Raw genomic sequence first — 22810 nt, 5'->3', positions numbered from 1 at the left:
TTTTGCTTTTTTGAATTGCTTGCGTCTTGTCACTAATTCTTCTGTGACCGCCTGAATCGTTTGGCTATGCAAATTACATTCTTTCGATGTGCCTTTTGTGTATTTAGCAATATCGTATGCTGAAAAGAATTGTTGTTTGCGTTGTAGATGCTTGAAACACAAATCATTGACATAATTCCAAACAAAGTTTACCTCCAACGCTAGTTGGTCTAGCATCTTGCAATGTTTGTCTTTTATTCGTAATTTGAGTGTCTTCATACAATTATTTTAACCGTATTTTTCTTAATAGTGATTATAGCAAAAGTATTTAAAACGACATTTCATGTCGTATGGCTTACGCCAGTCGCTTATATCGTCGGGCTAAACCCCGAGGTTTTACGCTCCAATGGATAAATTCCTTTTCGTATCAGGAAGCGTTTTAAACCTGAAACCGTAAGGTGCAATCTACAAATACAAGGATTGCACCCATAACTTTTAGCTCACTAGGCAGCAACCGCTCTGGCACGTGCGGCATGCAACTTTTTATAACTGTCAATCAGGCGTAAGTGTCGATCTAGCCCCTCCAGTTTCATACTGGTTGGGGTGAGACCATAGAAACGGACACTGCCATCTACCGATCCAAGTACCGCGTCCATTCGTTCATCACCAAACATACGGCGGAAGTTAATTAGATAATCATCCAATTCCAGCTCATCATCCAGAATCACCTCCAGCACCACATTCATGCACTGATAGAATAAGCCTCGCTCAGCCGTGTTGGTGTTGTATTGCAGGAACTGCCCGACCAATTCTTTTGCTTCTTCAAATTGCTCTAAAGCAAGATAAATCAACAGTTTTAACTCAAGAATGGTCAGTTGCCCCCACACGGTATTGTCATCAAATTCGATACCAATCAAGGTGGCGATTTCGGTGTAGTCATCCAGCTCACATTCTTCCAGACGCTCAACCAAGGCCTCAAGGCTATCATTATCCAGACGATGCAGGTTCAGGATATCTTCACGGAATAACAGGGCCTTGTTGGTGTTGTCCCAGATCAGGTCTTCTACCAGATAAATCTCGGAATAGTCAGGCACCAAGATACGGCAGGCGGTTGCACCTAAATGTTCATACACCGCCATGTAGACTTCTTTGCCCATCTGTTCAAGGATAGCAAACAGTTCTTCCGCTTCTTCCACATTGCTGTTTTGACCCTGGTGGGTAAAGTCCCACTCGACAAAATCGAAATCAGCTTTGGAGCTAAAAAAGCGCCATGACACCAAACCGCTGGAATCAATAAAGTGTTCCACAAAGTTGTTTGGTTCAGTCACCGCATTACTTTGGAACGTTGGCTGTGGTAAATCATTGAGACCCTCAAAACTGCGCCCCTGCAACAACTCAGTCAGGCTACGTTCCAACGCAATTTCAAAACTTGGATGCGCACCGAATGAAGCAAAGACTCCGCCTGTACGTGGATTCATCAGCGTCACACACATCACGGGGAACTGACCACCCAGCGAAGCATCTTTGACTAATACAGGAAAACCTTGTTCCTCCAAACCTTTGATGCCTGCTAAAATACCTGGGTATTTCTCCAAGACCTGTTGCGGCACATCTGGCAGGGTCATTTCACCCTCCAGAATCTCACGTTTCACCGCACGTTCAAAGATTTCCGATAAACATTGTACCTGTGCCTCCGCCAAGGTATTGCCTGCGCTCATACCGTTACTAAGATATAAATTTTCAATCAGGTTGGATGGAAAATACACCATTTCACCATCCGATTGCCGTACGAATGGCAATGAACAGATGCCCCGCTCAGTATTACCTGAGTTGGTGTCATATAAATGTGTGCCCAGCAATTCATTCTCAGGATTGTAAATCTCTAGGCAGTATTCATCCAGAATTTCTACTGGCAATTCACCATTCGGGCCTGGCTGGAACCACTTTTCATCAGGATAATGCACAAATTCAGCATTGGCGATCTCTTCTCCCCAAAACTGGTCGTTATAGAAGAAGTTACAGTTTAAACGCTCAATAAATTCGCCCAGTGCCGATGCCAAAGCACTTTCCTTGGTTGAACCCTTGCCATTGGTAAAACACATCGGCGATTGTGCATCACGAATATGCAGTGACCAGACATTGGGTACAATATTACGCCATGAGGCAATTTCAATCTTCATACCCAAGCCAGCCAAAATGCTAGACATATTGGCAATGGTCTGTTCTAAAGGTAAATCTTTGCCCTGAATATAAGTGCTGCTCTCCGAAGTCAGGCTTGGCATCAGCAAGGCCTGGGCATCGGCATCAATGCTTTCAACTTCTTCAATGATAAACTCAGGGCCTGTCTGGATTACTTTCTTGACGGTACAGCGGTCAATCGAGCGTAGAATCCCCTGACGGTCCTTTTCAGAGATATCGGCAGGCAATTCCACCTGAATCTTAAAAATCTGTTTATAGCGGTTTTCAGGGTCAACAATGTTGTTTTGTGACAGGCGGATATTGTCAGTTGGAATATCACGCGCCGCACAGTACACCTTGACGAAGTAAGCCGCACACAGCGCAGATGAAGCCAGAAAGTAGTCGAATGGCCCTGGGGCTGAGCCATCGCCTTTATAGCGGATCGGTTGATCTGCAATTACTGTAAAATCATCGAACTTGGCTTCCTGACGAAGATTGTCGAGATAATTAACCTTGATTTCCATGCTGGTACCTAATGCCTCTTATGTACCAGCATCGGCACATAAGCGTGTAAATATGAATAGAATAACGATCTGAAATGGACTTAAACAGAATAATAAATGAGGTTCATCACGATCAATGAGCACTCATGATAAGCCAAGATAATATATGCCGCATTATAGAGGGATTTGCCTGAATTGATAATGTTTGTCCGTGTTTCCAATCGACATACAACCAGCCCATTCAAGCCTAGTCATAATAATGATTACGCTTTTTAGAAAACTTATCCAGTTGATTTAAAAAGCCCTCAAAATAACTCTTGTCTTTATCTTCAGTGCGATAGCCTGCATAGAGTGTGCGTCGGAGACCTTTGGGTGAGACACAATCCAGACGGCGCGAAGTGACCCAACCTTTTTGCTCATATTCATTTACCACCCAGTCAGGGAGTGCCGAAATCCCGCGCCCGCTGGCAACCAGTTGGATCAACATTTGCGTTAGTTCCGTTGTGCGGATTTCTTTCGGATGCAGATTGGCTGGAATAAATAGTTTCGCCATAATGTCCAAACGGTGTTTATCTACAGGATAAGTCACTAATGTTTGCTCCGCCAACTCCTGTACCGTAATCTTTTCCACCCGAACCAGTGGATGAGTGTTGGACAAAACCAGTCTGGATTCATATTCAAAAATTGGAAAATACTCAATACCTTTTAAAGCAATTGGGTCTGCAGTAATCAGTAAATCAAATTCCTCATTTTGTAATAACTCATGAGGATTGGACTCGAAACCTGAGACAAAATCCAGATCAACATCTGGATATTGCTGGCGGTATTGATTCAACAACGGCATCAGCCAGTCAAAGCAACTATGACATTCCGAAGAGAAGATAATTCTGCCTGTTTGCCCATGCACAATACGAGCAATATCGGTATGTGCGATCTGGATCTGCGGTAACACATCATCCGCCAGCTTTAACAGACGTAAACCAACATGGGAAAATGAAACAGGTCGGCTACGGCGATTCACAACCTCCACGCCAAACCATTGATCCAGCTCTTTTAATTGATGAGAAATCGCAGACGGTGTTAAATACAGGTCAGTTGCCGCTGCAACCAATGAACCGTGTTCGCGCAAGGCGGTTAATGTCTTTAAATGACGAAGTTCTAACATACTAATAAACCAGTAAAACATGCCTTAGCTTGTGTCAATACAATTGAGCAGACAATATTTATATAGACAAAATTGAATTAAATTCATCTGTTATAAAACCAGATTATTTAAAATTAGGCAAAATGTGGCTGCCCTTGCAATACCAAACTATCAATCTTAACAGGCCTGCCAAGCAAGTATCCCTGTAATTGATTACAGCCTAAATTTTTAAGAATATCCGCTTGTTGCTGTGTTTCCACTCCCTCAGCCGTGACAATCAAACCTAATTTTGCAGCAAGATGAATTATACTTTCTAAAATCGCTTCTTCTTTGGAATTGGGTTGTAAATCCATGAGGAAACCACGGTCAATTTTGAGTTCATCGACAGGTAAATTTTTTAAATACAGGAAGCTTGAGTAACCCGTTCCAAAGTCATCTATTGCGATTCGAATACCGAGCTTACGCAGGCGTTCCAGGGTACGAATAGTTGAATCAATGTGATGCATTGCAGTTGATTCAGTAATCTCCAGGATCAGGTTGTGAGGTTGGATTTGATATTTTTCCAATAATTGTTCAAGGACACTGAATAATTTCTTATTTTCAAACTGTAATGCTGACAGATTCACTGCAATTGGATAAAACGGGTTCTTGCTCTGCTCCCATTTCTGAATTTGTTGACAGGCTTGTTCCAGCGCCCAATATCCCATGGGAATAATTAAACCCGTTTTTTCAGCACTTTCAATAAACATTTGTGGCGTAAGCAGCCCCAAAGCTGGATGCTTCCAGCGAATCAGAGCCTCCACACCACAGACTTCATAGTTCGCGGTAAATTTTGGCTGGTAAAACAAGACAAACTGCTGCTCATCAACCGCCTTATATAAATCATTGATCAGTTTGGACTGGCTGCGTACATCTTGCTGATCGCTCATGGACTGGAACACGGTATAGGTATTACGCCCCTGATCTTTTGACACCAGCATGGCAACATCGGCATTAATCAACAAATCCTGAATATTGGTGCCATGTTCAGGATACATCGCAATCCCAAGGCTCGCGGATATGTTTATGTCTTTGCTGGCAATTAAATAAGTTCCCTGAATAAAATGCAGAATTTCTTCGGCAAGCTGTATTGCCTCGTTGATATCGGTATTTTCAGATATCAGGACAAATTCATCGCCACCTATACGGAATAACTTATGGCTTTGATTTAGCTTATTGTGTAGACGATTGGCCATCTGGACCAACAACTGATCCCCAATATGATGCCCAAAAGCATCATTCACCGACTTAAAACCATCCAGGTCAATATATAAAAAGGCAGCCTTTTGCTCATGCAAGCGATGATGGCTAAACACAACCTCTGCATACTCGGTTAAATACATACGGTTAGGCAGCTTGGTTAGGGCATCATGCAGAGACTGAATCTCAAGCTCTTTATTTATAAAAGTGAGTTGTTGATTACGCTCTTCCAGTCTAGATTCTAAAACCGCAACAGCAAAACCTGCGACAAACACCAGACTGGTAATAAAGATGATTGTGAACAACAATACACTTTGCTCTGTCTGTGCTGCATTCAAGGCCTTAATAATACTTGCATCAAAATAGGTTGCCGCCATACCTGTGTAATGCATACCGACAATACTCAGCGCCATTAACAGCGCAACAATGGCTTTTAGCCCAATCCGATACCTGACTGCTGACTTATCTTTAAAGATAAAGAAGAAACTTAGACCAGCCCCACTGATTGCAATTAAAACTGAGCAAATAACCAATAAGGGATCATAATGCATCTGATAATATTCAACTGTCAGAGCCATCATGCCTGTATAATGCATACCCGCTATACCCAAGCCCATAAACACAGCACCAAGAATCAGGCGAGGCAAAGGCAAGGTTGGACGTGAAGTCAGCCACACCGCAAAAATAGAGGCAATTGTACCCACCATATAGGAAAGCGTCGTTAACCCCAGATCAAAATGATAGCTTTCTGGCAAATGAATCGCTAGCATTCCCACAAAATGCATTGCCCATATCGCCAACCCCAGGATTAAGCCACTCGCAACCAGAATGCTTTTTTCAAACTTTTTATAAGCGGTCTTGAAAACCAGCTCTTCCATTGAAAATGCGGCATAGCATGTTGCCACCGCAACCAGAATGGAAACGATGACCAATGTACTATCGTAATCAACGTGTACCATAAAGGAATTCCATGATTATCCATGACTTTTTTATTTGCCGAGCAAATTGCCTAGGCTCAGAACGATCTTTCACACTCAAAAAAAGATACGAATAGCAGTCATAATCTTTCCTTAACAATAACATCATATAACATAAGGTCAAGTCTTTTTCATTTTATAAATCAATAGAATAAAAACATATAATTACTCCAAACCTATAAAAAGACTTGCTTTTTTTATTGCACTTTTCACCGAAAGACCAATTTATTTTTGCTAAGTGTTTTTCTTATTTAAGTAGCTACTTCTTATTTGTTTTAAACTGCCCTATGAACTTAAGTCTGATTGCAGTTTTTTTGTTTTTCTCGTGCACTAAGCACGATATAAAATGCTTATCAGAGACACATATAAACTTTTTTAATTTTTATACTATTATAACTCTGTTATCAGCAGCATTAAAAACCTCGTTTACCAACAAGAGGGTTCTTTTAACTCAGAGATAAAACTGAGCTTTCTCTTTTTCTACGATTTTGTTTGCTTCAACACTTATTAGGGTATCCTGCGCAAGGAGCAACGAAATAGAAAAGCATGTGAAGCATCACTTCGTAAGACCAATACGTAAGATTGGAGCTATACCTCACCAATGCGCAACATTAGGATGATCCAATAAAAAAGCCCCTGTACAAACAAGGGCTTTTAAAGATTAAACTAAAATTTAGTTCTTCTCTTTATCAACGATTTTGTTTGCTTGAATCCAAGGCATCATTGCACGAAGTTTATTACCTGTTACTTCGATACCGTGTGCAGCATTTTGACGACGGCGAGCAGTCATAGATGGGTAGTTCAACGCACCTTCCTGAATGAACATTTTCGCATATTCACCAGACTGGATACGTTTCAACGCGTTACGCATTGCTTCACGAGACTGTTCGTTGATTACTTCAGTACCAGTCACATATTCACCGTACTCAGCATTGTTAGAAACTGAGTAGTTCATGTCAGCAATACCGCCTTCGAACATTAAGTCAACGATTAACTTAAGTTCATGTAAGCATTCGAAGTAAGCCATTTCTGGTGCATAACCAGCTTCAACCAAAGTTTCGAAGCCCATTTTAACCAATTCAACAGCACCACCACAAAGAACTGCTTGCTCACCGAATAAGTCAGTTTCAGTTTCTTCACGGAAAGAAGTTTCGATAATACCTGTACGACCACCACCTACACCTGAAGCGTAAGAAAGAGCAACGTTACGTGCATTACCAGAAGCATCTTGGTGAATTGCGATTAAGTCAGGAACACCTGAACCACGTTGATATTCAGAACGTACAGTGTGACCTGGTGCTTTTGGAGCAACCATGATTACGTCTAAATCTTTACGTGGAACAACTTGGTTATAAAGAATAGAAAAACCATGAGCAAATGCTAAAGTCGCGCCTTCTTTGATATTTGGCTCAATCACATCACGATAAAGTTGAGATTGGAACTCATCTGGAGTCAAAATCATCACTAAGTCAGCTTGAGCAACAGCTGCTGGAACTTCAGATACTTTAAGACCTGAATTTTCAGCTTTTTTCCAAGATGCTGAACCAGCACGTAAACCAACAGTTACGTCAACGCCAGAATCTTTCAAGTTAAGTGCATGAGCATGACCTTGTGAACCATAACCAATGATTGCAACTTTTTTGCCTTGGATGATTGATAAGTCACAGTCTTTATCGTAAAAAATTTGCATCTGTTTTCTCCATTAGAATCTTTAACTTCCCTCCCATTTTCAAGGGGAGGGTTAGGGTGGGGTCGACATAACCCCCTCTAACTCCCCCTCTTGCGTGGCAATACCACTCAGGGGGAGAACTATATTTAAACTGTTAAAACTTTTTCACCACGAGCGATGCCCGATACACCTGAACGCACAACCTCAAGGATGGTGTTCTCTGCAAGTGCATCAATAAAACCATCGATCTTATCAGTCGTACCTGCGATCTGAATCGTATAAGTCGTCGGTGTTACATCAACGATTTGAGCACGGAAAATATCAGCTGTACGCTTAATTTCCGCACGAGCGGCACCTAAAGCTTTCACTTTAATCAACATAAGCTCGCGCTCAATATGTGCACCTTCTGACAAATCAACCACCTTAACCACTTCAACCAATTTATTCAGTTGTTTTGTGATTTGCTCGATTTTGTGATCATCGCCATAGGTTGTCAGCGTCAAACGAGATAAAGTTTCATCTTCAGTTGGCGCAACGTTTAAAGTCTCAATGTTGTAACCACGTTGAGAGAATAAACCGACCAAACGAGAAAGCGCGCCTGCTTCATTTTCTACAAGTACAGAGATAATGTGTCTCATGCCGTGCGCTCCCCTTTACCTAACCACATATCTTTCATCGACTGACCTGCAATCAACATTGGATAAACATGTTCTGTACGATCAACCATGACATTAATGAATACACATTTATCATTAATTGCCATTGCTTCAGCCAGTTTAGATTCCAATTCATCTGCATGATTGATTTGAATACCTACGTGACCATAAGCTTCCATCAATTTTGCAAAATCAGGTAAAGAATCTACATAAGAGCTTGAATGACGCCCTTCATAGTTCATGTCTTGCCACTGCTTAACCATACCCAAAGCTTGGTTGTTTAAGCATAGAATTTTCACATTTAAGCCATATTGCTTACATGTTGATAATTCTTGGATACACATCTGAATTGATGCTTCACCAGTGATACAAACCACTTGTTGGTCAGGGAATGCAAGCTTTGCAGCCATGGCATAAGGTAAACCCACGCCCATCGTTCCAAGACCACCAGAGTTAATCCATTGACGTGGACGCTTATATTTATAGTAGTTTGCACCAAACATTTGATGTTGACCTACGTCAGAAGTGATGATTGCTTCACCATTGGTCACACGATCTAATGCCTCAACCACTTGCTGAGGTTTCATCACACCATTTTGACCTTCTTCATAACGCAAACCATGAACTTTACGCCACTCATTAATTTGAGACCACCATGCCGCAATCGCTTCAGGGTTTGGCTTAGATACGTTCATTTGTTTCAATTGCACCAGCATTTCTTGAAGAACTGGCTCTACAGCACCCACGATTGGGATGTGTGCCATAATCGTCTTCGAAATCGTTGCTGGATCAACATCGATATGAATGACTTTTGCATTGGTACAGAATTTTGCAGGATTATTGGTTACACGGTCATCAAAACGCGCACCGATCGCTAAAATCACATCCGCATTGTGCATCGCCATGTTGGCTTCATATGTACCATGCATCCCTAACATACCCACGAACTGTGGATCGTTACCTGGGAATGCACCTAATCCCATCAAGGTATTGGTTACAGGGTAACCCAATAGATGCGCAAGCTCAGTCAATAGACCTGAAGCATTGCCTTGAACAACACCACCACCCGTATAAATGATTGGGCGCTTCGCTGAAATCAATTCATCGATTGCTTTACGAATTTGACCTGAATGACCGCGTGAAGGTGGCTGATAAGAGCGCATTTTCACTTTTTCTGGGTATTCATAAGCAAATTTTTCTGCTGGATTAGTCGCATCTTTTGGAATATCAACTACAACTGGACCTGGGCGGCCAGAAGACGCAATATAAAATGCTTTCTTAATAATTGCAGGAATTTCGCTAGCGTGACGTACTTGGAAACTGTGTTTTACGATTGGGCGAGAAATACCCACCATATCAGTTTCTTGGAATGCATCCTCACCAATTAAATGACTCGCAACCTGACCAGACAAAATCACCATTGGGATTGAGTCCATATAAGCAGTTGCAATTGGTGTGACTGTATTGGTTGCACCTGGACCAGAAGTCACTAGTACAACACCCGTCTTGCCTGTTACGCGCGAGTAAGCATCAGCCATGTGACCTGCTGCTTGTTCATGACGTACGAGGTAATGATTGATTTTGTCTTGTTGAAATAGCGCGTCATAGATATGTAAAACTGCGCCGCCTGGATAACCAAAAACATGCTCTACGCCTTCGTCCGCAAGGGCGCGAACGAGCATTTCACCACCAGATAAAAGTTCCAACGTGATTCACCCTAGTGTTTGCACAATTTATGGAAGACATAAACTGTGTTTCATTCATTAATTTATGCACTTTTTATAAGTGTGCATATTCTACTCGTTTTTGCTGCAATAGGAAAAATTTTCTGACTCATCAGCCGTATAAGCTGTTATTACATCTCGAATCAAAACATGTTGGGATAAACATATTTCAAAAAATCATCCTCTCGGCTAGAAAGAATGTCCATTGCAAGCCATGTTATTTATTCGAAGGGTGATCAAATAAACACATATAAAACTAAAGCAAGCATTTTTGTTGCTTTCCTGCACAAAGTCAAGATTAAAGGAACAGATTTTATATAATATTTTTTGGCTGCTGTTTTTTTAAACAGTGCAGTTATAAAAATAACAGCATATTCAAATGAGTTTTATTTCAATTATTGTACTTTTGGTATTTATAAATTCCAGTTAAAGTATTTATTTTGAATATTAAACAACTGATCAGATCAAATGATCTTGGGGAAAATGAAAATGCAATCATCTCGTTTAAAAACAATCATATCCACAACCTTAACCAGTTTATTCATGTTCTGTTCTGGCCAAATATATGCTCAACAATATTATAAATGGATCGATGCGAATGGTTCGACCCATTACACCACTACTCCACCACCTAAAGGAGCAAAACGCTTAGATAAAATTTCAACCTATGGTTCAAATAACAATCAAAGCAGTCCCAATGCATCTTCACAAAATCAGCAAAAATCACCTCAACACACCACCACATCGACAACAAATCATCCTCAACAAGAAAGTACGCCTAGAGATGAAACATACCAACCTCAAAATATACAAATAGCAGAAGCGCTGGCAGATCGATAACTCAAAAGTTTACGGAGAGTGTCCAAGACATTCTCCTCACTTATATCCAATAAAAACACTGCTAAAAACTGACATTTCACCTGATTTTGCGCTATGCTGTGCAGCAATCTTAACTTTACTTTTTTGTTGTATCGCATATCCCTATGACGACTTCTCACATTGACTCCGAATATCAAGCAAGTGCCATTGAGCCTCAAGTTCAACAAGACTGGGACAATCGCAAAGTTTTTAAAGTTGCAGACACTGTAGAGGGCAAACATCGCTATATCCTGTCGATGTTCCCTTATCCAAGTGGCAAACTGCATATGGGGCATGTGCGTAACTACACCATTGGTGACGTGATCAGCCGTTTTTATCGTTTAAAAGGTGAAACGGTATTACAACCAATGGGCTGGGATGCATTTGGTTTACCAGCTGAAAATGCCGCGATCGCTCATCAAGTTGCACCAGCAAAATGGACATTTGAAAATATCGCATATATGCGTGACCAATTAAAAAAATTGGGTTTATCTGTCGATTGGGATCGCGAATTTGCGACCTGTACACCAGAATACTATCACTGGGAACAATGGTTATTTGTTCAGCTTTATAAGAAAGGCTTGATCTATCGTAAGCTTTCAACTGTAAACTGGGATCCTGTAGACCAAACCGTTTTAGCCAATGAACAAGTTGAAAATGGTCGTGGTTGGCGTTCTGGTGCATTGGTGGAAAAACGTGATATTCCAATGTACTACTTCCGCATCACCGACTATGCACAAGAATTATTAGACGATTTAGATACATTGAAAGATGGTTGGCCGCAACAAGTGTTAACCATGCAACGTAACTGGATTGGTCGCTCTACGGGTATGGAAATTACCTTCCCATCGAGCAACACCGAAATTTATGCCGACGGATTAACGGTTTATACCACTCGCGGTGATACCTTAATGGGTGCGACCTATGTTGCGGTTGCGGCTGAACATCCAATGGCGTTGAAGGCTGCTGAAAATAATCCTGAATTGGCTGCATTCATTGAAGAATGTCGCATGGGATCGGTTGCTGAGGCTGATTTAGCCACTGCCGAAAAGAAAGGCATGGCAACCGGCTTATTTGTTAAGCATCCAGTGACAGGTGCAGACCTACCAGTTTGGATCGCAAACTATGTATTGATGTCATATGGTTCTGGTGCGGTGATGGCCGTACCAGCACATGACGAGCGTGACTTCGAATTTGCCAATAAATTCAACTTACCAATCAAACAAGTGATTGATGCCAAAGGCGCTGATGACGCTGAATACTCAGCAACAGAATGGCAGGAATGGTACGGCTCTAAAGAAGGTAAATTGGTCAATTCTGGCGAATTTGACGGTTTAGATTTCCAAGCTGCTTATGATGCTTTCCTCGCAAAATTAGAACCACAAGGTTTAGCAAATGCTAAGGTTCAATTCCGTTTACGTGACTGGGGTGTATCTCGTCAGCGTTACTGGGGTTGTCCAATTCCAATGATCAACTGTAACAGCTGTGGTCAAGTCCCAGTGCCAGAAGATCAATTGCCAGTGGTATTACCAACTGATGTGGTTCCAGATGGTTCTGGTAACCCATTGAATAGGATGCCTGAATTCTATGAAACTAAGTGTCCAAGCTGTGGCGGCGATGCGCGTCGTGAAACAGACACCTTGGATACCTTTGTAGAATCATCTTGGTATTATGCGCGTTATGCATCTCCAGACTTTACTGACGGAATGGTTAAACCAGAAGCGGCGCAAAGCTGGCTTCCTGTGAATCAATATATCGGTGGTGTAGAGCACGCAATTTTGCACTTACTTTATGCACGTTTCTTCCATAAGTTGATGCGTGATGAGGGTGTTGTTCAGGGCAACGAACCATTTACCAACTTGTTGACACAGGGCATGGTTTTGGCGGATACGTTCTACCGTGAAGCTGAAAATGGCAAAAAAACTTGGTTCAACCCTGCCGACATTATTTTAGAAAAAGATGAAAAAGGCCGTGTGCTTTCAGCAAAATATTCAGGTGATGGTCAGGATGTGGTTATCGGTGGACAAGAAAAAATGTCCAAGTCGAAAAACAACGGCATTGACCCGCAGGCGATTATCGACCAGTACGGCGCAGATACCGCCCGTGTGTTTATGATGTTTGCTGCCCCACCTGACCAGTCTTTGGAATGGTCAGATGCAGGGGTTGAAGGTGCCAACCGCTTCCTAAAACGTGTATGGCGTTTGGCTACTAGTTTCCTTGAAAAAGGCAATCAGACGAGTGCAATTGATAGCGCAAATCTTTCTAAAGATGCACAGGATCTACGCCGTAAAACCCATGAAACGATTCAGAAAGTGGGTGATGACATTGAACGTCGTCACGCCTTTAACACTGCCATTGCCGCATTAATGGAATTGTTGAATGCAACCAACAAGTTTGAAGCCAAGGATGATCACGATGTTGCGGTTGAACGTGAAGCAATCACAACCTTGCTGACATTACTTGCACCATTTGCACCACATTTAAGCCAGACCCTGTTAGCTCAGTTTGGTATTGATTTAACCTCGGCTGAATTCCCTCAGGTGGACGAGTCAGCCTTGACCCGCAATACGCAAACGATTGTTGTACAGGTGAATGGCAAGCTTCGTGGTAAGCTGGAAGTTGCTGTTGATATTTCCAAAGAAGATTTATTGGCACAGGCAAAAGCCTTGGCAGAAGTTCAGCAATTCCTGACAGGTCCAACCAAGAAAGAAATTGTTGTGCCAAACAAATTGGTGAATTTAGTCGTTTAAACTGTAGGGGCGTATTGTATACGCCCTCATTGTCTATGAGGGATATTTATGCACTTAGCGCAACGTCTCGCTGCTATTGTTTTAACTTTGGGTCTAAGTGCTGGCTTAGTCGGTTGTGGTTTTCATCTCAAGGGAAGCAACCCAGCCGCAACGCCATTGGTCTACAATAAACTCACCCTGGTTCTACCTGACAATACCGATGAGCTTGAAAATCGTTTAAGTATCTACCTCAGTGCAACGGGTGTGCAGCTCAGCAATGCCAATGATGCCTATGTATTGCGTATTCTGGATTACACCCCTCGCCGCCAGTTGTTGAATGGTAAATTGACAGAGGTGCTACTGCGTTTAACGGTGACTTTTCAGATTGAGGACCATCAGGGTCGCAAGATGACTGAACCACGTACCTTAACAGCTTCCCGTAGCTATCAATATGATGTGGCAACCGTCAACACTGACAACCAGCAAGAAGCCTATCTCAACCGTATTGTGATTGATGATCTGGCACAACAATTGACGCGTCAAATTGCCGCAAACCGCTTGCCTAAAGCTCAACCCTAAGCTGTCATTATGAAGCTGGATTATGTTCAAGCCCTAAAGCGTGTCCATGAAGCCCGTGGTGCATGGATTATGCACGGTCAGGAACCCCTGCTTGAACAAAACCTGCTGGATGCCTTTCGCAAAAGCTGGCAACAGCAGGAAGTTGAGCGGCAACGCTACGATATTGGCAACGTGAATGACTGGAAAAATGTCTTTAATGCGCTGAATAGTTTGTCATTATTTTCACAACAGCTTGCGATTGAAGTGCATGGCAATATCAAGCCAGATGCCAACGGTCTAAAACAGCTTAAAAATTATATTCAGCATAATGAACACAACTTACTCCTGATTGTTTTACCCAAACAGGACAGCAGCAGTTTAAAGACAGCCTTTTTTCAGACCGTGGAAGCCAATGGTGTGGTGGTTGCGCTAACCGCCACCTACCCGCAGGATCGGCAACGTATCCTAGGCATTGAGGCAGAAAAACTAGGGATTCAACTCAACAATGATGCATGGCAATGGCTGATGCAGCACCATGAACATAATTTACTGGCTGCAAAAAACAGCCTGATGCGGGTTGCGGACACATTTCCAGATCTTAAGCAAATTCAGACTGAACAACTGTATGCCTGTTTACAGGATCAATCCCGTTATACTACTTATGATTTAAGTGATGCCTTGTTGGCAGGCAACCTAGCACAGTCGGTCAAGATTTATCAGTACCTGATTGCGGCTGGCGAGCCTGACAGCCTGATTTTATGGACACTCAGCAAGGAAATGCGTCTATTGATGCAGTTGTTTGAGCAACCACACAATGCCCTACAGCTTGGTATCTGGAACACCAAGGTTTCACAATATCAACAGGCGTTACGGCGCTTGAATCCACGCCAGTTTCTGACCTGGTCTGATTTACTGTTGCGTATTGATGCCGCCATTAAAGGTATGTCGAAAGAAAAGCCTGAATATTTGATGTTGCAGGCTGTTGGGGAATTGTGTGGGAAACAATTATTTTAGATTTCTCCCAATAATGTCTATTGCTCAGATTTAAGTTTTAGTATAGGTTCATAAGTATCAATATTAATCAAGACAAGTTCACCCGTAGAAAGCGAGTATGGGAAAATTACAACAGGGCTTACTACAAAACGACAATATCCTACTTTACCCTCTGGTATCGGCCATACATTATCCATCCGCCCCCCAAAATGTACTTCCCCTTTCACAACATCGCCACTATAACTGTCTTCTGGAATTTTATGGTGAAATTCATAATCTTTTTGACCTGAAAACTTAAACGTTAAATCTCCTGGATTATTATCCGAAAAAGGATTATATCCTATATCAAAGGGATCGTTTCTCGTCCATGTTGCTCGCCAAGTCCTCCCAGCACCATGATTCGATAATGCATCCCACCATTCATTACAAGAAGCATCATATTGAAGTGTCGTCTTAACTTGACCACTTCCACCATTTATCACATCTTCTTTTTTCGGGCTAAGCGTATATTTTCCTAATGATACATTTTCCAAAGTAATCTGGTCATCTTTTGCTGGGGTTAATGTGACTGCTTCCCAACGCACACGATCCAGTACACCATTGGAAACAGATGGTACTCCCAATAAACCTGTACATGATTGAGTATTACAACGAATGTCTTGAATTAGAGGTTTACCTAAAGGGATCACACTCGGATTTGTACCAAAAATTGAATTACCGTAGTCTATTATGACTGCCTTTTCACCATCAAACTCAACTGTCATCTCATCAGAATCAGTAAATATACCATCCAAAGTGATCTCTAACGTTGATTCAATTGGTCTCGTAATATCAAATTTACTTTCCCCATCACTTCCACCACACCCTGTTAAACCAAACATTGCACTTAATATTGTCACACAAATTAAAGAATGTTCTTTTTTTAATACAGATTTCATCTGAATCCCCCCCGTTTTACCAAACACCTCAAGATTTAGATGAAATGCAAGAATACATTCACACTTATCTTAAGTTTACCTTAAACAATCATAAAGAATTTTTCGGCCAAAATATATCCTCAAATGAGGAGGGTCTTTTCATAAAATAATTCTCATTCTAGTTTAAAAACATCCACGCTTTCTTCTCATTTCACTTTTATACTAGCCCAAGTTTCTCATTTTTGACCTGTGGCCATGCAAAAAACAAGTTCTAAAAAAATACCATTCAGTAAAATAATAATAATCGCTATCGGTGTCACGATTATTGCAGCCGTTGCATGGTTTTTCTTTAAACCTAAAGATCAAGCGCCTCAGTACATTAGTGCCGAAGTCAGCAAAGGTGATATTGAAGATTCGGTGCTGGCAACAGGTGTACTTGAGGCCACCAAAATGGTGAGTGTCGGTGCGCAAGTTTCAGGTCAGGTGAAAAAGATGTATGTGCAGTTGGGCGATCAGGTTAAACAGGGCCAGTTGATTGCCCAGATTGACTCCATTCGTCAGGAGAATGAGCTTAAAACCGCCGAAGCCAACATTAAAAACCAACAGGCACAACTGGCAGTGCAACAGGCCAACTTAGCCAAGGTTGAAGCTGAATATAAACGTCAACAGGCAATGTTTAGTCAGGATGCTACCTCACGCGCTGAACTTGAGGCGGCATTGGCAAACTATAAAACGGCACAGGCCCAGATTGCCTCGATTAATGCACAGATTGAACAATCGCGTTTGAGCCTTGCAACCACAAAGGAAAACCTGGGTTATACCCGTATTGTTGCACCGATGGATGGAACCATTGTGGCGATTGTCACGGAAGAAGGCCAGACGGTAAATGCCAATCAGTCTGCACCAACCATTGTGAAGCTGGCAAAACTGGATACCATGACCATCAAGGCACAGATTTCAGAAGCCGATGTGATGAAAGTTGAACAGGGCCAGACCGTTTATTTCACCACGCTGGGCAACAGCGATAAAAAGCATTATGCAAAACTGCGTCAGGTTGAACCAGCACCAAATTCCATTAATACAGAAACAACCAGTGGCAGTTCATCTTCTTCAAGTTCAGCCGTGTACTACAATGCCCTGTTTGATGTCCCAAATGAAGATGGCAAACTGCGTATTGACATGACTGCACAGGTCTACATTGTGTTAAATGAGGCAAAAAATGTACTGACCATTCCAGCGGCAGCGATCCAAAGCCAGCGTGCAAATCGTAAGGACAGTTCAGCCAATGCTAATAAATCCAGCGATCAGGCGAAAAAATCAGGTGCTGAAACAACCGAGCATCCTAAACGCCTGGATTTAACTGAAGATGACAAGGCGCTGATTGCGCAAGGCAAGGCTTCAATAGCAATGGTTCGGGTACTACAGGCTGATGGTACAGCCCAGCCGCAACCTGTGCTGATTGGCTTGAACAACCGTGTCACCGCCCAAGTATTGAAAGGCTTAAAACAGGGTGATCAGGTGGTGATTGCCGATGCAACCGATAGCTCAAATGAGGCGGCAAAACGTAGCAATCAACGTGCAATGAGAATGTAATATGACCCGAGATCAAATACATTCTTCACAACCATTACTTGAGGTCAGCAACCTTACCCGTGAATTTCCCGCGGGCGAAGGAACAGTACAAATCCTCAAAGGCATCAATCTAAAGATTTATGCAGGTGAGCTAGTTGCCATCGTCGGGCAATCAGGCTCAGGTAAATCGACCCTGATGAACATCTTGGGTTGTCTGGATAAGCCGAGCGCAGGGAGTTACAAGGTTAATGGTCGAGAAACAGGCCAACTAGAACCAGATGAACTTGCACAACTACGCCGTGAATATTTTGGTTTTATTTTCCAGCGTTATCACTTACTTGGTGATTTGAGTGCTTCTGGTAATGTTGAAGTCCCAGCCATTTACGCAGGCGTAGACAGCCAACTTCGCCAACAGCGTTCTGCTGAGCTACTCTCAGAACTCGGACTCGAAGAACGTTTACACCATCGCCCAAGCCAACTTTCTGGTGGTCAGCAACAACGTGTTTCAATTGCCCGTGCCTTGATGAATGGCGGTGATGTGATTCTTGCCGATGAGCCAACAGGTGCCTTGGATAAGAATAGCGGTATTGAAGTGATGCGCATTCTGCGTGAGCTGAACGCCAAAGGTCATACTATTATTCTGGTCACACATGATCTTAATGTTGCAAAAAATGCGACTCGTATTATCGAGATCAGTGACGGTAATATTATTTCAGACCGTGCCAACGTGCCTGAAAATGCCGATTCTGATTTAGAACATCAAACCCTGCAACGCACACCACAAAAGAAAACCTCGGCTTGGCGTTCTTTCTTTGACCGTCTCGGTGAAGCATTCCGTATGGCACTGCTGGCCATGAATGCCCACCGCATGCGGACTTTCCTGACCATGCTCGGGATTATTATCGGGATCGCATCCGTGGTCTCTGTGGTTGCGCTGGGCAATGGTTCGCAAAAGCAGATTCTGGCAAATATCAGCAGTCTCGGCACCAACACTATTACTGTATATCAGGGACGTGGCTTTGGCGATAACTCACGTGCCTCACAAGTCAAAACCCTAGTGCCTGCTGATGCAGAAGCCTTGGCAGAACAACCATACGTCGATGGGGTGAGTCCATCTGCCAATACCAGTGTGACGCTACGTTACAAAGATACTGAAGCATCGGCAACCGTAAATGGTGTCAGTGCAGATTTCTTCTATGTCCGTGGCATGACATTTAAATCAGGACAGGCTTTTGACAAAAATAGTGTTACTCAGCGTGCCCAAGACGTGGTGATTGATACCAATACGGAAAAAACTTTCTTTGCTGATGGGACCAACCCTGTTGGTCAAGTGTTGTTGTTGGGCAGTGTACCCAGCCGTATTATTGGCGTGATTGATGCTCAACAAGGCTTTATGGGCAACTCTGACAGCTTGAATGTTTACTTGCCTTATTCGACAGTCATGAGCCGTATGCTGGGGCAGTCTAATGTACGCAGCATTATTGTTCGTATCAAAGATGAATATCCAAGTAGTGCCGCTGAAAATGCCATTTTGACTCTACTTGAACAACGTCACGGCGCACAGGACGTATTTACCCAAAACTCCGACAGTATTCGGGAAACCATTCAGCAAACCACAGCCACTATGACCCTGCTGATTTCAGCGATTGCGGTGATTTCTCTGGTGGTCGGTGGTATTGGGGTCATGAACATTATGCTGGTTTCTGTGACCGAACGAACCCAAGAGATTGGCGTACGTATGGCCGTTGGCGCTCGACAAAGTGACATTTTGCAGCAATTTCTGATTGAAGCAATTTTAGTCTGCTTATTGGGTGGTGTGCTGGGTGTGCTGCTTTCTCTGGGTATTGGACAGATCATCGGACACTTCGCCAAAGGCATCATTGAAATGAGTTATTCGACCACGTCAATCGTAGCGGCCTTTGTGTGTTCAAGCATGATTGGTATTGTATTTGGCTTCTTGCCAGCACGAAATGCGGCACAACTCGATCCAGTTGCTGCTTTAGCGAGAGAATAAATTCAAGCCCACTAGGACTGATCAAAAAATATGATACTCGGAAACGTCATCCGCAATTGTTTGAGACAGGACTCCGTTAATAAAGTATTGTTTCTGCGATTCATTAGCTTAGGTGACGGTAGTCAACGAGTTTTGCGGTGAGCAGCGATAGCTGCGCAAGATGGTTGCCCTTGCGGAGCTTCGCTCCTCATCCCGAAAGAAAAGTAGGTCAAGCCGACGGCTTACTCTGTAATACGATGAGAACTCGGCAAGACACCGCCCTGTTTCTATAAAGGACACCTGAAATGAAAAAGCTTAGTCTTGCGTTATGTTTAAGTAGCTCTCTAGTTGGCTGTTCTGCTGTGGTTAAAACACCATATAACGCCCCTACAGTCCAAGTGCCCCAACAGTTCCAGTACGATGCGCAAAAAAATAAGAATGTGAATCTCACTGATCAATGGTGGACACTGTTTAATGATGCCCAACTGAATCAACTGGTCGATCAAGTGTTGGCTAAAAATAGTGACTTAACTGTTGCAGGGATTACCCTGCAACAAGCTCGTTTACAGGCAGGTTTGGCTGAAAATAAACAAGGCATTCGTACCAGTTCGAGTGTTTCCACAGGTCATAACTATGACCTCCGTTCAGGCGATGGCTCTGACCGTGGTTTATCGACCAGTGTTGGGGTCAGTTATGAACTGGATTTATTCGGTAAATTGATGAATCAAACTGAAGCGAGCCGCTGGGAAGCCTTAGCCAGTGAGCAAGACTTACAAGCCACTGCACAAAGCCTTGTGGGCACAACGGCAAAATTATATTGGCAACTTGGCTATCTGAACGAACGCTATCAAACCATTCAGCAGAACTTGGCTTCGACCCAAAAAATCTATTCTTTGGTGCAATCACAATATAAAGCGGGTGCGGTTTCAGGTTTAGATTTAACTCAAGCGGAACAATCGGTGCAAAGCCAAAAAGCAAGTTTAAGCCAAATTGAGCAGCTTCGTGTTGAAGCGCGTACTGCGATTGCTGTATTGCTACATATGCCTGTACAGCAACTGAATATTCAGGAACCCGCACAGTTACCGCGCAATCCCCTACCGAATATCGCGGTTGGACTCCCTGCTGATATTTTATCGCGTCGTCCAGACTTACAAGCTTCTGAATTACGCCTACGCAAAACCTTAGCAAATAAAGATGCGACCAAAGCCAGCTATTATCCATCCATCAATTTAACGGGTAATCTGGGTACTTCCAGCACCTCTTTAACCCAACTGTTAAAGAACCCTGCTTTAACTTTAGGGGCAAGCCTGAGCCTACCTTTTCTTCAATATAATGATATGAAAAAAGATATTGCGATCAGCGAGCTTGAGTATGAAAAAGCCATTACTCAATATCGCCAAACGCTGTACCAAGCTTTTGCTGATGTTGAAAATGCGCTATCCAATCGAACTCAACTCGACCAACAAGTACAGCTGCAACAACGCAATCTTGAGTTAGCAGACAAAACAACACGTTTGACCGAAGTACGTTATCGTAATGGGGCAATTGCATTAAAAAATTTACTGGATGCGCAGGAAACTGCCCGTAATGCACGACTCAGCTTGGTTGAAACTAAGCAGAATCAATACAATGCTTATGTGACTTTGATGCAAGCGTTGGGTGGGAGTCCTGTGAAAGAATTACCTGAACAATAGCATTGAGCGTGCTCTTGTTTTAATGATTATTCCTTTCAACTTCTAGTTAATTTTTAATGGGTTGATCGCTTTTGATTTAATCTCACATTGTTTGTGTGTTGATGCAAATATTGCTATTTTATATGCTTATCAAAATATAGTTACATCCAATAGGATTCAAATTGGTTATATGGCATTTTCATTTTGGTTATGCGGCATAATATGCCGTATAACTGTAGTTAGGCAATCAAAATCGACATTACGGACAATCCTTACATTCATAGGCAATTAAATGAAAAAAATCATTAATATCTCAATAATTATTGCATCAATCCTTGCATTAAGCGCCTGCAACTCTATCCCTTCCATCCCTGAAGTAATTCAAAAGAATCAATGGGAAGGAAAGCCAATTGATGCCGCCATAGCTAAATGGGGGAATCCTTTGATGGCCAAAAATATCAACAATGAAACAACCGATTATATTTGGGATTTTTCTCGCACAAAAAGCATAACTTATGAGTCTGACAGCTATGCTTACTACAATACAGATCGCCCAGGCATGACAACTGGAATCGTATACGACACAAAAAATGTAACCATGAGATGCAAACTAATACTTCGAACAAACAACCAATCAAAACTAATCACAAATTATATACTTGACAAAGATCACAAGTATTCGGGTGCGTGCCAAAACCTATTTTATGGCCAATAAATAAACTCATTTTAAAAAACAAAAAAGACCCTTAAATAGGTCCTGCCTGCCGTTTTCGTTGTGCTTTCACGCACGCTGTTCGGGTAGCCTTCAATCACCGCGCTCGCCTGGGCACCTCGCCTAACATGGCGCTCAAGTCGTTCGCTTCGCTCACTGGGACGGGCTAAAGCCCGCCCCTTAGCTTAATCGTTAGATTACTTTTATGTCACATCTAGAGTCACTTATCGTTGAATACCTTGATTGGCAAGGCTATCTCGTTCGCAGAAATACTAAAGTCGGACGATTGAAGCATGGTGGATGGGAAATGGAACTTGATGTCATAGGCTTCAATCCCCACAGCGGTGATCTTGTTCACTATGAACCATCTGTAGATGCCCATACTTGGGAAACTAGAGAAATGAGATACAAGAAGAAATTTGATGCCGCTAGAAAGCTCATCTTCTTGGAGGTTTTTTCTTGGCTACCGCCAGAAACACCACTACGTCAAATTGCCGTATTCCCATCACACCCGAAAGATAGGCACACTATTGCTGGCGCTCAGATTTTATCCATTGATGAGCTAATGGCAGAGATTCGCTCAAAAATTATTGGGTGTGGCGTCATGAGGAGCAACGCAATATCTGAGAATTATCCACTCCTGCGTGTGCTGCAACTATCGCACTGTGGGTACAACAAAGTAATCTAACAACTCATTTAAGGCGGACGCTTCGCGCCGCCTTAACCCCAACTTTAT

General features: G+C 42.6%; 16 protein-coding genes and 1 pseudogene. 9 read left to right on the top strand and 8 right to left on the bottom strand.

Annotation, left to right across the window (positions count from 1 at the left end; all coding sequences use genetic code 11):
- The 7 genes and pseudogenes from F967_RS03465 to F967_RS03435 all read right to left on the bottom strand — a co-directional run.
- A pseudogene (locus F967_RS03465) lies at window positions 1-258 on the bottom strand (RNA-guided endonuclease TnpB family protein); the annotation flags it as partial.
- Window positions 259-482: 224 nt separating this feature from the next.
- Window positions 483-2681: an OsmC domain/YcaO domain-containing protein gene (locus F967_RS03460; protein ID WP_004798223.1), complete on the bottom strand. Its 2199-nt coding sequence runs from the start codon at window positions 2679-2681 to the stop codon at window positions 483-485.
- Window positions 2682-2907: 226 nt separating this feature from the next.
- A complete protein-coding gene (locus F967_RS03455) occupies window positions 2908-3825 on the bottom strand; it encodes a LysR family transcriptional regulator (protein ID WP_034431022.1) in 918 nt (305 codons plus the stop codon).
- Window positions 3826-3938: 113 nt separating this feature from the next.
- Window positions 3939-6002 carry a putative bifunctional diguanylate cyclase/phosphodiesterase gene (locus F967_RS03450; RefSeq protein WP_004798221.1) on the bottom strand — a complete coding sequence of 688 codons (2064 nt, stop codon included), beginning with the start codon at window positions 6000-6002 and terminating at the stop codon, window positions 3939-3941.
- 691 nt (window positions 6003-6693) lie between these two features.
- Window positions 6694-7710: a ketol-acid reductoisomerase gene (gene ilvC, locus F967_RS03445; RefSeq protein WP_004659026.1), complete on the bottom strand. Its 1017-nt coding sequence runs from the start codon at window positions 7708-7710 to the stop codon at window positions 6694-6696.
- A 125-nt stretch (window positions 7711-7835) separates the two neighbouring features.
- On the bottom strand, window positions 7836-8327 hold the full coding sequence (gene ilvN, locus F967_RS03440) for an acetolactate synthase small subunit (protein ID WP_004678407.1): 492 nt from the start codon (window positions 8325-8327) through the stop codon (window positions 7836-7838).
- Complete coding sequence (locus F967_RS03435; protein WP_004798219.1) at window positions 8324-10051, bottom strand: acetolactate synthase 3 large subunit; 1728 nt, start codon at window positions 10049-10051, stop codon at window positions 8324-8326. The genes ilvN and F967_RS03435 overlap by 4 nt, the downstream gene beginning before the upstream one ends.
- A gap of 507 nt (window positions 10052-10558) precedes the next feature.
- Between F967_RS03435 and F967_RS03430 the strand changes: the two genes are divergently transcribed.
- From F967_RS03430 to holA, 4 genes are all read left to right on the top strand, one after another.
- Window positions 10559-10909, top strand: a complete 351-nt coding sequence (locus F967_RS03430) for a DUF4124 domain-containing protein (RefSeq protein ID WP_004798216.1) — start codon at window positions 10559-10561, stop codon at window positions 10907-10909.
- 143 nt (window positions 10910-11052) lie between these two features.
- Window positions 11053-13677: a leucine--tRNA ligase gene (gene leuS, locus F967_RS03425; protein WP_004798214.1), complete on the top strand. Its 2625-nt coding sequence runs from the start codon at window positions 11053-11055 to the stop codon at window positions 13675-13677.
- Window positions 13678-13725: 48 nt separating this feature from the next.
- Window positions 13726-14235, top strand: coding sequence for an LPS-assembly lipoprotein LptE (lptE, locus tag F967_RS03420; RefSeq protein ID WP_004681778.1), 510 nt, complete (start codon window positions 13726-13728; stop codon window positions 14233-14235).
- A gap of 9 nt (window positions 14236-14244) precedes the next feature.
- Complete coding sequence (holA, locus tag F967_RS03415; protein ID WP_004798213.1) at window positions 14245-15228, top strand: DNA polymerase III subunit delta; 984 nt, start codon at window positions 14245-14247, stop codon at window positions 15226-15228.
- A 17-nt stretch (window positions 15229-15245) separates the two neighbouring features.
- Here holA and F967_RS03410 read toward each other — a convergent pair whose 3' ends face one another.
- Window positions 15246-16145 carry a hypothetical protein gene (locus F967_RS03410; protein WP_004798210.1) on the bottom strand — a complete coding sequence of 300 codons (900 nt, stop codon included), beginning with the start codon at window positions 16143-16145 and terminating at the stop codon, window positions 15246-15248.
- 234 nt (window positions 16146-16379) lie between these two features.
- On the opposite strand from F967_RS03410, the gene F967_RS03405 reads away from it, so the two are divergent.
- The 5 genes from F967_RS03405 (at window position 16380) to F967_RS03385 (ending at window position 22762) form a co-directional block, all read left to right on the top strand.
- Window positions 16380-17717, top strand: coding sequence for a MacA family efflux pump subunit (locus F967_RS03405; protein WP_004798207.1), 1338 nt, complete (start codon window positions 16380-16382; stop codon window positions 17715-17717).
- A gap of 1 nt (window position 17718) precedes the next feature.
- The gene (locus F967_RS03400; protein WP_004798205.1) at window positions 17719-19710 is read left to right on the top strand and encodes a MacB family efflux pump subunit; all 1992 of its coding nucleotides are present in this window, start codon (window positions 17719-17721) and stop codon (window positions 19708-19710) included.
- A 284-nt stretch (window positions 19711-19994) separates the two neighbouring features.
- Window positions 19995-21383: an efflux transporter outer membrane subunit gene (locus F967_RS03395; protein WP_004798203.1), complete on the top strand. Its 1389-nt coding sequence runs from the start codon at window positions 19995-19997 to the stop codon at window positions 21381-21383.
- A gap of 271 nt (window positions 21384-21654) precedes the next feature.
- Complete coding sequence (locus F967_RS03390) at window positions 21655-22077, top strand: hypothetical protein (protein WP_004760761.1); 423 nt, start codon at window positions 21655-21657, stop codon at window positions 22075-22077.
- A gap of 202 nt (window positions 22078-22279) precedes the next feature.
- Window positions 22280-22762, top strand: a complete 483-nt coding sequence (locus F967_RS03385; RefSeq protein WP_004760759.1) for a hypothetical protein — start codon at window positions 22280-22282, stop codon at window positions 22760-22762.
- Window positions 22763-22810 lie beyond the last annotated feature (48 nt).

It is taken from the genome of Acinetobacter sp. CIP 102637, assembly GCF_000368425.1.
In the GTDB taxonomy this organism is placed as follows: Bacteria; Pseudomonadota; Gammaproteobacteria; order Pseudomonadales; family Moraxellaceae; genus Acinetobacter; species Acinetobacter parvus.
The sequence above is the reverse complement of the archived record's forward strand: the minus strand, read 5'-3'. Positions and strand labels throughout refer to the sequence as shown.